The organism is Nocardioides sp. IC4_145 (assembly GCF_011250565.1).
Taxonomy (GTDB): domain Bacteria; phylum Actinomycetota; class Actinomycetes; order Propionibacteriales; family Nocardioidaceae; genus Nocardioides.
This window is the reverse complement of sequence record NZ_JAANMS010000046.1, coordinates 1-14,250: the sequence shown is the minus strand read 5'-3', so window position 1 is coordinate 14,250 and position 14,250 is coordinate 1. Positions and strand designations below refer to the sequence as shown.

14 protein-coding genes are annotated in these 14,250 nt (G+C 73.3%); 9 read left to right on the top strand and 5 right to left on the bottom strand.

Annotated elements, in window-relative coordinates:
- Positions 1-50: 50 nt before the first annotated feature.
- From G6553_RS17125 to G6553_RS17095, 7 genes are all read left to right on the top strand, one after another.
- Positions 51-980, top strand: coding sequence for a helix-turn-helix domain-containing protein (locus tag G6553_RS17125; RefSeq protein WP_166195718.1), 930 nt, complete (start codon positions 51-53; stop codon positions 978-980).
- Complete coding sequence (locus G6553_RS17120) at positions 977-1,519, top strand: dihydrofolate reductase family protein (RefSeq protein WP_166195717.1); 543 nt, start codon at positions 977-979, stop codon at positions 1,517-1,519. Before G6553_RS17125 ends, G6553_RS17120 begins: the two co-directional genes overlap by 4 nt.
- A 194-nt stretch (positions 1,520-1,713) precedes the next feature.
- Positions 1,714-3,543 carry a gamma-glutamyltransferase gene (gene ggt, locus G6553_RS17115; RefSeq protein WP_166195716.1) on the top strand — a complete coding sequence of 610 codons (1,830 nt, stop codon included), beginning with the start codon at positions 1,714-1,716 and terminating at the stop codon, positions 3,541-3,543.
- A gap of 37 nt (positions 3,544-3,580) precedes the next feature.
- Positions 3,581-4,252 (top strand): pyridoxamine 5'-phosphate oxidase family protein, encoded by a 672-nt coding sequence (locus G6553_RS17110; protein WP_166195715.1) that lies wholly within the window; start codon positions 3,581-3,583, stop codon positions 4,250-4,252.
- A complete protein-coding gene (gene dapF / locus G6553_RS17105; protein ID WP_166195713.1) occupies positions 4,245-5,114 on the top strand; it encodes a diaminopimelate epimerase in 870 nt (289 codons plus the stop codon). Before G6553_RS17110 ends, dapF begins: the two co-directional genes overlap by 8 nt.
- Before the next feature lie 28 nt (positions 5,115-5,142).
- Complete coding sequence (locus G6553_RS17100) at positions 5,143-5,919, top strand: SDR family NAD(P)-dependent oxidoreductase (protein ID WP_166195711.1); 777 nt, start codon at positions 5,143-5,145, stop codon at positions 5,917-5,919.
- Positions 5,920-5,968: 49 nt separating this feature from the next.
- On the top strand, positions 5,969-6,178 hold the full coding sequence (locus G6553_RS17095; RefSeq protein ID WP_166195709.1) for a DUF2945 domain-containing protein: 210 nt from the start codon (positions 5,969-5,971) through the stop codon (positions 6,176-6,178).
- A gap of 79 nt (positions 6,179-6,257) precedes the next feature.
- Here G6553_RS17095 and G6553_RS17090 read toward each other — a convergent pair whose 3' ends face one another.
- Together G6553_RS17090 and G6553_RS17085 are read right to left on the bottom strand one after the other, a co-directional pair.
- Complete coding sequence (locus G6553_RS17090; protein WP_166195707.1) at positions 6,258-7,886, bottom strand: catalase; 1,629 nt, start codon at positions 7,884-7,886, stop codon at positions 6,258-6,260.
- A 108-nt stretch (positions 7,887-7,994) separates the two neighbouring features.
- Positions 7,995-8,582 carry a nucleoside/nucleotide kinase family protein gene (locus G6553_RS17085; protein WP_347565778.1) on the bottom strand — a complete coding sequence of 196 codons (588 nt, stop codon included), beginning with the start codon at positions 8,580-8,582 and terminating at the stop codon, positions 7,995-7,997.
- Positions 8,583-8,686: 104 nt separating this feature from the next.
- Between G6553_RS17085 and hflX the strand changes: the two genes are divergently transcribed.
- The gene (gene hflX / locus G6553_RS17080; RefSeq protein ID WP_166195704.1) at positions 8,687-10,225 is read left to right on the top strand and encodes a GTPase HflX; all 1,539 of its coding nucleotides are present in this window, start codon (positions 8,687-8,689) and stop codon (positions 10,223-10,225) included.
- A gap of 76 nt (positions 10,226-10,301) precedes the next feature.
- Positions 10,302-11,000 carry an SGNH/GDSL hydrolase family protein gene (locus G6553_RS17075; RefSeq protein WP_166195702.1) on the top strand — a complete coding sequence of 233 codons (699 nt, stop codon included), beginning with the start codon at positions 10,302-10,304 and terminating at the stop codon, positions 10,998-11,000.
- Positions 11,001-11,151: 151 nt separating this feature from the next.
- On the opposite strand, the gene G6553_RS17070 is transcribed toward G6553_RS17075, so the two are convergent.
- From G6553_RS17070 to G6553_RS17060, 3 genes are read right to left on the bottom strand one after another with little or no spacing between them, the layout of a single operon-like run.
- Positions 11,152-12,150 (bottom strand): sugar phosphate isomerase/epimerase family protein, encoded by a 999-nt coding sequence (locus G6553_RS17070; protein WP_166195700.1) that lies wholly within the window; start codon positions 12,148-12,150, stop codon positions 11,152-11,154.
- Between the two features lies 1 nt (position 12,151).
- Complete coding sequence (locus G6553_RS17065; RefSeq protein ID WP_166195698.1) at positions 12,152-13,327, bottom strand: Gfo/Idh/MocA family oxidoreductase; 1,176 nt, start codon at positions 13,325-13,327, stop codon at positions 12,152-12,154.
- Entirely contained in the window at positions 13,324-14,220 is an 897-nt protein-coding gene (locus tag G6553_RS17060) for a sugar phosphate isomerase/epimerase (RefSeq protein WP_207619927.1), read from the bottom strand. The genes G6553_RS17065 and G6553_RS17060 overlap by 4 nt, the downstream gene beginning before the upstream one ends.
- Positions 14,221-14,250 lie beyond the last annotated feature (30 nt).

The window sequence follows — 14,250 nt, the reverse complement described above, 5'->3', positions numbered from 1 at the left end:
CGCAAGAACGGTCGGGCGGAGGACGGCCCCGCCCGGCCAGACTGGTCGGCATGGAGGAGAACGGGAGCGGACGCGACCGGTTGCGCGAGCTGCTCGACGCGGTGCTCGACGAGGACAACCGGACGCTCGGGGAGATGGCCGAGGACGCCTACGCCTCGCCTTACCACTTCGCCCGGCGCCTGCGCCGCGACGCCGGCGAGCCGCCGGTGGCGATGCGCCGGCGGGTCGAGCTGGAGCGCGCGGCCTGGCGGCTCCGAGGTGGGACGAGCGTGACGGAGGCGGCATTCGCGGCGGGCTACGAGAGCGTCGAGGGGTTCAGCCGCGCCTTCGCCAGGGCGTACGGCGAGCCGCCGTCGGCCGTCCGCTCGGGTGGACCGCGCGACCACTGGCTGCCGGCCCCGAACGGCATCCACTTCCACCCGCCGACCTCGCTGTGGGTCGACGCCGGCGAGGCGGGCGGGCCCGCGGGCGACCCGGTCACCGAGCAGCTGGTGGGGCACGACCTCGACGACACCCGGGCGCTGCTCGACGTGGCGAAGGGACTCTCGCGCGAGCAGCTCGAGCGCGTGCTGCTGCCCGGGAACCGGGTGCTCGCGTGGGACGGCGAGGAGCCGTCGCTGGCGGCGGTGCTGGAGAACCACGTCCACGCCAAGGAGGTCTGGCTCGCCGCGATCGAGGGCCTCGACACCCCCGCCCGCGGCGACGGCGACCTGTCGCTGCTCTCGGAGCGGCACGACGCGGTCGCGCCGCGCTGGCTGGCGATGGTGCGCGACGTGGACCGCCGCGGTGCCTGGGGCGACCGGCTGGTCGACGCGCTCTGCGAGCCGCCCGAGAGCTTCCTGCTCGGCGAGGTCGTCGGGCACGTGCTGACGTACGCCGCGCACCGGCGCCAGCTCGCCCGGATGCTGCTGCGGACGCTCGGCGTCGCGGTGGACGACGGCGACCCGATCATGTGGAGCAGGACGAGGAGCGACCGATGACGAGGACCGTCTACTACACCGCCACCACGCTCGACGGCTTCCTGGCCGACGAGCACGACTCGCTCGACTGGCTGCTGAGCCAGCCGCTCGAAGAGGGCGGGATGCTCGACTACGGCGCGTTCATCAGCGGCATCGGCGCGCTGCTGATGGGCGCGACGACCTACCAGTGGGTGCTCGACCACAGCGCCGCGACCGGCGAGCAATGGTCCTACGAGCAGCCCACCTGGGTGATGACGAACCGCGACCTCGCCCCGGTCGCCGACAACGTCACGATCGCCTCGGGCGACGTGCGGGAGATGCACGCGGCGATGGTCGAGGCCGCCGCCGGCAAGGACGTGTGGGTCGTCGGCGGCGGCGACCTCGCCGGCCAGCTGGCCGACGCCGGGCTGCTCGACGAGGTGCTGGTGTCGATCGCACCGGTGACGCTCGGCGCCGGCCGACCGCTCCTCCCGCGGCGGCTCGACCTGCGGCTGACCTCGCACGGGCGCAACGGTGCGTTCCTCTGTGCGACCTACGACGTCGTGGGTCCGCGCTCGTAGCCCGGCGGGGTAGTAGCGGTCAGAGACGTCCGTCCCGACGATCGTGGAGGTCAGGAACGTCCGTTACTACCCCGACGACCGCCTGCCTGAGGACGCCTGCCTGCGACGAGCCGGAGCGGGCACCTCGACAACCGTCGGCGGCCGGGTCCACAGTGATCGGACCGCCTCGTCCGCGGATCTCTCGGGAGGAACCCATGCGCCGTCGCTCCATCGTCCGAGCCGTCCCCGTCCTCGCCCTGCTCGCGCCGACCCTCGTCGCGCTCCCGGGTGCGCCGCCCGCCGCGGCCGCGCCGGTGCCACCGAAGATCCCGGTGGCGACCGGCACCGGGGGAGCGGTCAGCTCCGTCGACCCGGACGCCACCCGGATCGGGCTCGCGGTGCTCCGCTCCGGCGGCAACGCTGCCGACGCGGCGGTCGCGACCGCCGCCGCGCTCGGGGTCACCGAGCCCTACAGCGCCGGCATCGGCGGAGGCGGCTACTTCGTCCACTACGACGCCTCGACCGGGAAGGTCGCGACCATCGACGGCCGCGAGACGGCCCCGCAGGGCATCCCGGCCGACGCGTTCCTCGACCCGGCGACCGGCGAGCCCTACCCGTTCACCCCGGACCTGGTCACCAGCGGCGTCAGCGTCGGCACGCCCGGCACGCTCGCCACCTGGAAGCGTGCGCTCGACCGGTGGGGCAGCCGATCGCTGAAGCAGGTGCTGGGCCGGCCCGCCGCCCTGGCGCGCAAGGGGTTCGTCGTCGACGAGACGTTCCGCCAGCAGACGAAGGACAACCGGGAGCGGTTCCGCACCTTCACCTCGACCAGGCGGCTGTTCCTGCGCGGCGGGAAGCTGCCAGTCGTCGGCACGCGGTTCCGCAACCCCGACCTCGCCCGCACCTACGACCTCGTCCGCAGGGACGGCCTGAAGCCGTTCTACCGCGGCGCGATCGCGGCCGAGATCGTCCGAGCGGTCCGCAAGCCGCCGCTGAGCGGTCGGACCGACCTTCCCGTGCCGACCGGCTACCTGACCAAGAAGGACCTGCGCGGCTACCGCGTCAAGAACCAGGCCGCGACCCGCACGAGCTACCGCGGCCTGGACGTCCACGGCATGGCGCCGTCCTCCAGCGGCGGCTCGACGGTCGGCGAGGCGCTCGAGATCCTCGAGCGCCACGACCTCGCCGCGATGGACGACGCGCAGGCACTGCACCTCTACCTCGAGGCGAGCGCGCGGGCGTTCGCCGACCGCACGGCGTACGTCGGGGACCCGGCCTACGTCGACGTGCCGCTCGCCGACCTGCTCTCGCCGACCTTCGCGGCCGAGCGCGACTGCACGATCGACCCGACCCGGGCAGCCACCAAGCCGGTCGAGCCGGGCGACGTGACGTCGTACGACGGCGAGTGCGCCACCGGCGGCGGCGCCGAGCCGGTCGAGGCGCCCGACACGGAGAACGTCGAGACCACCCACCTGAGCGTCGTCGACCGCTGGGGCGACGTCGTGTCGTACACGCTGACCATCGAGCAGACCGGTGGGTCGGGGATCGTCGTGCCGGGTCGCGGCTTCCTGCTCAACAACGAGCTGACCGACTTCAGCGCCGAGCCCGACCCCGAGGACCCGAACCGGATCCAGCCGGGCAAGCGGCCGCGCAGCTCGATGTCGCCGACGATCGTGCTCCGCGACGGGAGGCCCGTGCTCGCGGTCGGCTCGCCCGGCGGTTCGACGATCATCACGACCGTGCTGCAGATCCTCGTCGAGCGCTTCGACCGGGGCCGGAGCATCGCCGAGGCGGTGGCCGCGCCGCGCGCCTCGCAGCGCAACACCGCCGCGGTGACGGCCGAGCCGGGGTTCATCGACGCCTACGGGGCGCTGCTCGAGGCCTACGGCCACGAGCTCGCGCCGGCCGGCGACGCGCTGACCAGCGCCGCCGAGATCGGCGCGGCGGCCGCGATCGAGATCGGCCCCGGCGGGCTGCTGACCGCGGCGGCCGAGCCGACGCGCCGGGGAGGGGGCTCGGCCGGCGTGGTCCGGCCGCGGAACTGAGCGGTGGCGGCGGCGCCCCGGGCACTACCGTGGAGGGGTGACCGAGACCGTCGCCGCACGCGCCCCCGAGGCGCCGCCCGAGACCACCGCGGAGATCACCACCGTCGAGCAGCTCGTCGCGCTGCTGGGCGAGCCGAACGAGCGGGCGGTCAACAAGGCGCGCGCCGCGCTGCTCCCGGTCGACCGGGACTGGCTGGCGGCATCGCCGTTCTGCGTGATGGCGACCAGCGACGCCGACGGCCGGTGCGACGCCTCGCCCAAGGGCGACCCGGCCGGCCAGCTCGTCCACGTCATCGACGACCGGACGATCGCGCTGGCCGAGCGGCCGGGCAACCGACGGGCGGACGGCTACCGCAACATCCTCACCAACCCCCACGTCGGGCTGAACTTCTTCATCCCCGGCCGCGGCGACACCCTGCGCATCAACGGCCGCGCACGGCTGGTCAGCGACGCACCGTGGTTCGACGAGCTGGTCGTCAAGGGCCACCGGCCGCTGCTCGCGGTCGTGGTGGACATCGAGGACCTGTTCTTCCACTGCGCGAAGGCGTTCCTGCGCAGCGGGCTGTGGCAGCCGGAGACCTGGGACCCGGAGGCGAGGGTGCCGCGCCGCGCGCTCATCGCCAAGGGGGTCGAGGCCAACGGCATGGACGTCGCGCAGCTCGACGACTACTACAAGCCCGAGAACTACGGGAAGTCGCTCTATGAGTGAGTACCCGTTCCTCAAGGGGCACGGCACCGAGAACGACTTCGTGCTGCTGCCCGACCACGACGGCACGGTCCACGGCGACCTCGACCCGGCGCGGGTCGCCCGGCTGTGCGACCGGCGGGCCGGCATCGGCGGCGACGGCGTCCTGCGCGTCGTCCGGACCGAGGCGTACGCCGCGGCGCGCGAGCACGCGGACCCGCGCGAGGCCGAGTGGTTCATGGACTACCGCAACAGCGACGGCTCGCTCTCGGAGATGTGCGGCAACGGCGTGCGCGTCTTCGCCCGGCACCTGCTCGAGGAGGGCCTGGTCGAGCCCGGCCGGCCGATCCCGGTCGGCACCCGCGCCGGGGTCAAGGTGATCGAGGTCGACGGCGACCGGATCACCGTCGACATGGGCCGCCCGCAGCTGCCCGGGGACACCGAGGTGGCCGTGGGACCGGCCCGCTGGGCGGCGACCCACGTCGACATGGGCAACCCGCACGCGGTGGCGTTCCTCGCCGACGGCGAGTCGCTCGCGGCCGACGGACCGGTGGGGCCGCTGGCGGAGCCGCCGGCGTACGACCGGGCGGTCTACCCGCACGGGGTCAACGTGGAGTTCGTGGAGCGGCGGGGTGCGGGCCACGTCGCGATGCGGGTCCACGAGCGCGGGTCGGGCGAGACCCGGTCGTGCGGCACGGGTGCGTGCGCGGTCGCGGTCGCCAGCGCGCTCGCCGACGGACGCCGCCCGGACGCGGGCGAGGGCGGCGACGCGACGTACCGCGTCGACCTCCCCGGCGGCACGCTGGAGATCACCTGGACCGCCGACGACCGGGTGCTGATGACCGGTCCGGCGGTCGTGGTCGCCCGCGGAACCACCGCCCTGTGAGGGGCGGCGGGCCACTACAGTCCGCTGCATGGAACTCAACGGAGCCAGTGCCATCGTCACGGGCGGAGCGTCGGGCATCGGCGCTGCCTGCGCCCGCCAGCTCGCCGCCCGCGGTGCCGTCGTGGTCGTCGCCGACCTCCAGGCCGAGAAGGGTGAGGCCCTCGCCCAGGAGATCGGCGGCGTCTTCGCCCGCGTCGACGTGACCGACACCGAGCAGATCGCCGGCGCCGTGCGCGCCGCTGCCGACATCGCCCCGCTGCGCGCGGTCGTGAACTCCGCCGGCATCGGCTGGGCCTCGCGCACCATCGGCCGCGACGGCACGCTCGAGTCGGCCCACGACCTCGACGCGTTCAAGAAGGTCGTCGCGATCAACCTGGTCGGCACCTTCGACGTGGTCCGCCAGGCCGCGACGGTGATGAGCACCCAGGACCCGACCGAGACCGGCGAGCGCGGCGCGATCGTCAACCTCGCGTCGGTCGCCGCGTTCGACGGCCAGATCGGCCAGGCGTCGTACTCCGCCTCCAAGGGCGGCGTCGTCGGCATGACCCTCCCGGTCGCCCGCGACCTCTCGGCCGCCGCGATCCGCCTCAACACCGTCGCCCCGGGCCTCATCGAGACCCCGATCTACGGCGAGGGCGAGGGCGCGGAGGCGTTCAAGGCCAAGCTGGGCGAGAGCGTGCTGTTCCCCAAGCGCCTCGGCACCCCCGACGAGCTGGCCTCCATGGTCATGGAGTGCCTGACCAACTCCTACATGAACGCCGAGACCATCCGCGTCGACGGCGGCATCCGGATGCCTCCCAAGTGACCTGCTGCCCCCGCTGACTCCGGGGCGACCGCTCGGGTACCGGCCGCCCATGACGGAGTTCAAGAAGGGCGACAAGGTCGAGTGGAAGTCCCACGGCGGCACCGCCGAGGGCGTGGTGGAGAAGAAGATCACCTCCGACACCCACGCCGCGAAGCGTGACGTCAAGGCGAGCAAGGACGACCCGCAGTACCTCGTGAAGAGCGAGAAGTCCGGCGGGGAGGCCGTGCACAAGCCGAGCGCGCTGAAGAAGAAGAGCTAGCACCCGCACGACACGAGGCCCGCTCCCTGGTGGAACAGGGGAGCGGGCCTCGTCGCGTGCGCGGGCTGGTGGTCGTGCGTCAGCGCTCGACGACCACCCGCTCGTTGGGGACGCAGTGGGTCATCGTGTGGCCCTCGACGCCCCGGGGACCGTTCTTGCCGAGGTTGCGGGCCCGCTCCAGCTCCTCCTCCGACAGCGTCTGTGTCGCCAGCGGCTCGAGCCCCCGGACGTCGTCGGCGGTGATGCCGAGCCCCTCGCCGACCCGCTGGCCCAGCTCGTCCTCGCACATGAAGAAGTGCCAGACCATCCGCTCCTGGACCTCGCGGGTGGCCTCGGCGATGTTGGCGACGAGGTTCTTGACCAGGTCGTCGCGCTCCCAGTCCTCCATCAGGCGGAACCGCTCGCCGGCCTGCGCGTAGTCGTTCGTGCGCGGGATCCGTGCCGTGGTCAGCCGGCCGTTGATCTCCGGGCCGACCTCGCCGTGGCCGGGCTTGGCCGACTCGGCCAGGCCGCCCATCGTCGAGGGCTCGTAGTTGACGTGCGGGTCCTGCCCCTCGGCGAGGTCCACGCCGTACGACATCTGGCCGCCGCGCTGGTTGGTGTGGACGTCGACCTTGGCGGCGTTGACCGGCAGCTGGAGGTAGTTCGGGCCGACCCGGTAGCGCTGGGTGTCGCTGTAGGAGAAGGTCCGCCCGACGAGCATCTTGTCGTCGGAGAACTCCAGGCCGTCGACGAGCACGCCGGTGCCGAAGGCGATCTGCTCGTTCTCGTTGTGGTGGTCGCTGACGTTGCGGTTGAGCGTCATCGTCCCGACCAGCTTGGGCTCGAAGAGCTCCTCGGGCCACACCTTGGTGTCGTCGAGGGGGTCGAAGTCGAGCTCGGGGTGGTCGTGGTCCTCCATCATCTGCACGTAGAGGTCCCACTTCGGGAAGTCACCGCGCTCGATCGCCTCGTAGAGGTCCTTCGAGGCGTGGCCGAGGTCGCCGGCCTGGATGTTGGCGGCGTCCTCCTCGGTCAGCGACTTGACGCCCTCGTGCGGGTAGAAGTGGTACTTCACCAGGTGGGAGACGCCCTCGGCGTTGACCCAGCGGTAGGTGTTGACGCCGAAGCCCTGCTGGGTCCGGTAGTTGGCCGGGATGCCGCGCGGGCTGAACAGGTTGACCAGCATGTGCATCGACTCCGGCGTCTGCGACATGAAGTCGAAGATCCGCGCCGGCTCCTGGCGGAAGGTCACCGGGTCGGGCTTGAGGGAGTGGATGACGTCGGGGAACTTGATGGCGTCGCGGATGAAGAAGACGCCGAGGTTGTTGCCGACGAGGTCCCAGTTGCCGTCCTCGGTGTAGAACTTCACCGCGAAGCCGCGCGGGTCGCGCGCCGCCTCGGAGGAGTCCCGGCCGCCGATGACGGTGGAGAAGCGGATCGCGAGCGGCGTCCTCTTGCCGGCCTCGGAGAAGATCTTGGCCCGCGTGTACGCCGCGATCGGCTCGTCGCCCCACGTCCCGGTCGCCTCGAACTCGCCGTAGGCGACGAACCCGCGGGCGTGCACGACCCGCTCGGGGATCCGCTCGCGGTCGAAGTGGCTGATCTTCTCCAGGAAGTGGTAGTTCTCCAGCGTCGCCGGTCCGCGGGCGCCGATCGTCCGGGTGTTCTGGTTGTCGGGGACAGGATGGCCCTGCCGCGTGGTCAGCGAGCGGGTGCCGTCGGCCATGCTCGTGCCTCCAAGGCGTGGTGGTGGGTGAGTGGGCGGACGCCCGTCAGGTACCCGACGCGTGGGGCGCGATCCGGGGCCCGCTGCTCGACCAGCGAGTTGGTTCGGTCAGGCGGCGGTGAGGTCCAGCACCCGGTCGGCCCGGGCCGCGACCGCCTCGACGAGCCGCGCGTTCGGCTCGTCCACGCGGGCCACCCAGGCCCGCGCCTCCTCGGGAGACTTGCCGTGCCGCACGTGCCGGGCGACCAGTCGTTCGCGGCGCAGGTCGTCGTCGACGTGGAGGTGCCAGACCTCGTCGATCTCCGCGCGCACCGCCCGCCAGCGCGGTTCGTCGAGCAGCAGGTAGTTGCCCTCGGTCACCGCCGTCCCGGTCGCCGGCACCGCGATCGCCCCGGCGAGGGGCTGCTCGAGGTCGCGGTCGAACGCGGGGGCGACCACCGCCGGCTCGCACCCGCGCACCCGCCGCAGCAGCACGGCGTACCCCTCGGCGTCGAAGGTGTCCGGTGCGCCCTTCCGGTCGAGCAGCCCACGGCGGGTGAGCTCGACGTCGGCGTAGTGGAAGCCGTCCATCGGGACCACCGCGAGGCCGTGCTCGGCGGCCAGCGCCGCGGCGTACGTGCTCTTGCCGACACCGGGCGCGCCGGTCAGGCCGAGCAGGCGGATACCGGCGGGCACAGCGGGGAAATGGTTGTCCACGGACCCAGTCAAGCGGGCATAGTGGAGGGCTCGGAGGCGTTGTGCTCTTCGAGATGACAGTCAGTACGACACCCGGCAAGACACCTGGCAAGACACGGAGGCACATGACCAACGCGAACGCACGGGACTTCTCGCTCGACTCCGAGCTGGAGGAGACCCGGGCCTGGGACGACGAGGACCTCGAGGTCGCCGTCGAGGACGACGCCGACGACATCCAGGACGGCACCGACGACTTCGAGTCCGGCTACGCCGACGAGCCCGACCCCGAGGAGGAGCTCACCACCGGTGAGCTCGACCTCGCCGAGCGCCACGAGCTGCGCCGCGTCGCCGCGTTGCGGACCGACCTCGAGGACATCACCGAGGTCGAGTACCGCCAGCTGCGTCTCGAGCGCGTGGTCCTGGTGGGCGTGTGGACCGAGGGCAGCGTCGAGGACGCCGAGAACTCCATGGCCGAGCTCGCGCTGCTCGCCGAGACCGCCGGCTCCGAGGTGCTCGACGCGATCTACCAGCGTCGGCAGCGGCCCGACCCGGCGACGTACATCGGCCGCGGCAAGGTCGAGGGGCTCAAGGAGATCGTCGCCGCCACCGGCGCCGACACGGTGATCTGCGACGGCGAGCTCGCGCCCAGCCAGCTGAGGAACCTCGAGGACCGGCTCAAGGTCAAGGTCGTCGACCGGACCGCGCTGATCCTCGACATCTTCGCCCAGCACGCGAAGTCCAAGGAGGGCCAGGCGCAGGTCGAGCTCGCGCAGCTGACCTACCTCAAGCAGCGCCTGCGTGGTTGGGGTGGCAACCTGTCGCGCCAGGTCGGCGGTCGGGCCGCCGGCGGTGTCGGCATCGGTGGCCGTGGCCCCGGTGAGACCAAGATCGAGACCGACCGGCGCCGGATCAACACCCGGATCGCCAAGCTCCGCCGCGAGCTGCGCGAGATGAAGGGGACGCGCGACACCAAGCGCCAGGAGCGCCGTCGCCACCAGATCCCGGCCGTGGCGATCGCCGGCTACACCAACGCGGGCAAGTCCTCGCTGCTCAACCGGCTCACCGACGCCGGGGTGCTGGTCGAGGACGCGCTGTTCGCGACGCTGGACCCGACGACGCGGCGTACGACGACGGCCGACGGCCGCGTCTACACGATGTCGGACACGGTCGGCTTCGTGCGGCACCTGCCGCACCAGCTGGTCGAGGCGTTCCGCTCCACGCTCGAGGAGGTGGCCGACGCCGACCTCGTGCTGCACGTCGTCGACGGCTCCCACCCCGACCCGGAGGGGCAGATCGCCGCGGTGCGCGAGGTGTTCGCCGAGATCGGCGCCGACCAGGTGCCCGAGCTCGTCGTCATCAACAAGGCCGACGCCGCCGACCCGATGGTCATCGCCCGCCTGCGCCAGCGCGAGCCGCACTGCGTGGTCGTCAGCGCGAAGACCGGGGAGGGGATTGCCGAGGCGCTGGGCGTCGTCGAGGGCGAGCTGCCCCGGCCGGGCGTGGAGTTCGCCGCGCTGCTGCCCTACGAGCGCGGTGACCTGATCAACCGGCTGCACCAGCACGGCGAGATCGACTCCGTCGAGCACACCGCCGACGGCACGATCGTCCACGGCCGCGCCAACGAGGACCTCGCCGGCGAGCTGGCGGCGTACGCGCTGGTCTGAGCCGCGTTTTGCCAGGATCAGCAACGGTCCTGCAACAACTCCTGCGGACGGGCGGGGAGTGGCGCACCATCGGTGCGTGCTCCTCGCCCGTCGCCGCTCGCTGCTGCTCGCCGTGGTCGTGCTGCTGGTCGTCGGCGTGCTCGTCGTGCAGCTGGCCGACCGGGCGCGCGGCACCGGCGGCACCCGCTGCGAGCGGTTCGCCGCGGGCTCGGCCGAGCGGGCGGCGATCGTCACCGGCGAGGGCCGTGACGTCGTGGTCATCGGCGACTCGTGGGCGGCGGGGCTCGGCCTGGACGAGGTGGGTACGTCGTGGCCGTCGCGGCTTGCGGGCCGGGTGCGGGTGGCGGGCTTCTCCGGGTCGGGCTTCAGCGCGGGCGCGAGCGGCTGCGGGCCCGCGGTCTCCTTCGCCGCCCGTGCGGCCGACGCGGTCCGCGGCGGCGCCGACCTGGTGGTCGTCGAGGGCGGGCTGAACGACGTCGACCAGAGCACCGCCGCCGTGCGGGCCGGGTTCGCGCGGCTCATGACCGGCCTCGAGCGCCGGGTCGGCGACGCGCCCGTCGTCGTGGTCGGGCCGGCGAGCGCGCCGGCGCGCGGGGACGGGGTCGTCCGCATCGACCGGCTGCTGGCCCGGCTCGCAGAGCGGCACGCGGCGACGTACGTCCCCACCAGCGGGCTGGACCTGCCCTACCTCGACGACCGGCTGCACCTCACCGTCGACGGCCACCGGGCCTTCGGCGACGCCGTCGCGGACGCGATCGCCGCCGCCGGCGTCTGAGTGGCGGCCGGCGACTCTTGTAACGGACCGTTCGCCACTCTGTCGGCACGCTGCAACGTGCCTACACAGTGGCGAACTGTCCGTTACATGAACGGGTGGGGCCGACGGGACCCGTGAGGTGACCGGAGCGGCCCCGCCGGCCGGCCGCGGCTCAGGAGCTGAACGCGGCGTCGAAGGCGGCGGCGGGCGGGTCGTAGTCGAACTGCTTGAGGAAGGCGAGGGCCTCGGGGGCGCCGTGGAGGCGGTCCATGCCGGCGTCCTCCCACTCCACGGAGATCGGTCCGTCGTAGCCGATGGCGGCGAGCGCGCGGAAGCAGTCCTCCCAGGGCACCTGGCCGCGGCCGGTGGACACGAAGTCCCAGCCGCGGCGCGGGTCGCCCCAGGGCAGGTGCGAGGAGAGCCGGCCGTTGCGGCCGCCGCCGAGGCGCAGGCGGGTGTCCTTGCAGTCGACGTGGTAGATCCGATCGGCGAAGTCGGTGATGAACGCGACCGGGTCGAGGTCCTGCCACATCATGTGGCTGGGGTCCCAGTTCAGGCCGAAGGCCTCGCGGTGGCCGACCGCCTCGAGCGCGCGCACCGTCGACCAGTAGTCGTAGGCGATCTCCGAGGGGTGCACCTCGTGGGCGAAGCGGACGCCGCACTCGTCGAAGACGTCGAGGATGGGGTTCCAGCGGTCGGCGAAGTCGGCGAAGCCCGCCTCGATCCGGGAGGCGGGCACCGGCGGGAACATCGCGACGTAGGGCCAGATCGAGGAGCCGGTGAAGCCGACGACGGTGGAGACGCCCATCCGCTGGGCGAGCCGGGCGGTCAGCGCCAGCTCCTCCGCGGCGCGGGTGCGCACGCCCTCGGGGTCGCCGTCGCCCCACACGCGGTCGCGGACGATCGCGCGGTGCCGCTCGTCGATCGGGTCGTCGCAGACGGCCTGGCCGGTGAGGTGGTTGGAGATCGCCCAGCAGCCGAGCCCGTGCCGCTCGAGGATCTCCAGCCGGCCCTCGACGTAGCCGGGCTCGTCCCAGCGCCACGCGTCGAGGTGCTCGCCGGAGACGGCGATCTCGAGGCCGTCGTACCCCCAGCCGGCGGCGAGCCGCGCGACCTCCTCCAGCGGCAGGTCGGCCCACTGGCCGGTGAACAGGGTGAAGCGCTTGCCCATCTCAGTCCTCCTGCTGGGTGGTGGCGGTCGGTACGTCGACGCGGGCGCCCGAGCGTCCCGCACTCTCCTCGATGGCCGCCAGCACCCGCTGGACGGCGAGGCCGTCGGCGAACGACGGCGCCGGCTGGGTCCCGTTGGCGACCGCGGCCAGGAAGTCGGCGGCCTGCGAGGTGAACGTGCTGTCCCAGCCGAGCACGTGGCCTGGCGGCCACCATGCGTCGAGGTAGGGGTGGTCGGCCTCGGTGACGAGCACCCGGCGTACGCCGCCGGCGGGGTCGAGCCCGCGGTCGTCGACGCCGAGCTCGTTGAGCCGCTCGAGGTCGAACGACAGCGAACCGGCCGTGCCGTAGACCTCGATCTGCAGCGCGTTCTTGCGGCTGGTGGCCATCCGGCTGACCTCGAGGCTGGCGACCACGCCGGAGGCGGTCTCGAGCGTGGCCCAGGCCGCGTCGTCGACGGTGACCTCCTCGGGCCCGTGGTCCCCGGGCCGCTGCGGCACGAAGGTGCGCAGGTGGCCGCTCGCGGAGACGACCGGCTCGCCCAGCAGGTGGTGCAGCTGGTCCACCACGTGCGAGCCGAGGTCACCGAGGACGCCGGACCCGGCCGACTCGCGGCGCAGCCGCCACGTCATCGGCGCCGACTCGTCGACGAGCCAGTCCTGGAGGTAGCTGGCCCGGACCTGGCGCACGGTGCCGATCCGTCCCTCGGCGATCATCCGCCGCGCGAGCGCGAGCGCCGGCACCCGTCGGTAGTTGAACCCGGTCATCGTGACCACGCCGCGCTCGGCCGCGGCCGCCGCGGCGGCCACGAGGGCCTCGGACTCGGCCACGGTGTTGGCGAGCGGCTTCTCGACCAGGACGTGCTTGCCGGCCTCGAGCGCCGCCAGCGCGACCTCGGCGTGCAGGTGCCCGGGGGTGCAGACGTCCACGACGTCGACGTCGTCGCGGGTCACGACGTCGCGCCAGTCGGTGGCGGTGTCGGCCCAGCCGTAGCGGTCCGCGGCGGTCTTGAGGGCTGCCGGGTCCCGCCCGACCAGCACCTGCTGGCGCACCCGCGGGGCGTCGGGGAAGAACGCGGACACGTTGCGCCAGGCGTTGGAGTGCGCCTTGCCCATGAAGGAGTAGCCGATCACGGCCACCCCCAGCCCGGGCGCGCCGGTGGGGTCCACGTCGGTCATGCGGCGCCTCCTGGGGCGTGGGAGCCGGTCAAGGACCGGAGGAAGGTGAGGCCGTCGCGCGCCAGGTCGTCGGGCGAGGCGGCGAGCGGCCGCCAGATCGAGGCGGCCACCGCGATCGAGGCGTTGTCGGGGGTGAAGCTCTCGATGTTCAGCGCGCCGGCGTAGCCGACGTCGTCGAGCGCGTCGAGCAGCGCCGGCCAGTCGGTCTGGTCGTGGCCGGGGGCGCCGCGGTCGTTGCCGCAGACCTGCACGTGCACCAGGTGGCGGCCGACCCGGCGGACGGCGTCGGCGCTGGAACGCTCCTCGATGCCGAGGTGGTAGGTGTCCAGCGCCAGGCCGACACCCGGGTCGGGGGCGTCGAGGAGCGGCGCCAGCGCGGTCAGCGCCTGGTCGACGGTGTTGACCAGCGAGGTCTCGTAGCGGTTCAGCGGCTCGATGCCGATCGCCACGCCGGCGGCGCGCGCGTGGTCGAGCACCGGCGCGAGGTTCGTGCACCACTCGTCGTACGCCGCGGTGCGCTCGGCGGGCGTCATCCGCCACACGCGGCCGGTCGCGGCGTAGAACGGGCCGCAGACGCTGGGCGCGCCGATCGCGGCGGCGAGGTCGACGCAGCTGCGCAGGTAGTCCTGCGTGCGGGCGACGCTCGCGGCGTCGGTCGCGACGAGGTCGCGGCCCGGGGCCATCGCGCCGACGACGTACGGCGCCAGGCCGGCGTCGCGGACGGCGGCGGCGGTCCGGGCCGGGTCGAGGTGGCCCGGCTCCTCCAGGGGCAGCTCGACCGCGTCGAAGCCGAGCCCCGCGACGAGCGCGAGCATCCGGGGGAGGTCGTCGTCGGTCAGCGGGGAGGCCCAGACCCAGGTGTTGACGCCCAGGGGGCGGGGTTGCGCGCGCACGGGCACACCTTCCGGTCGAAGGAGTCGGGG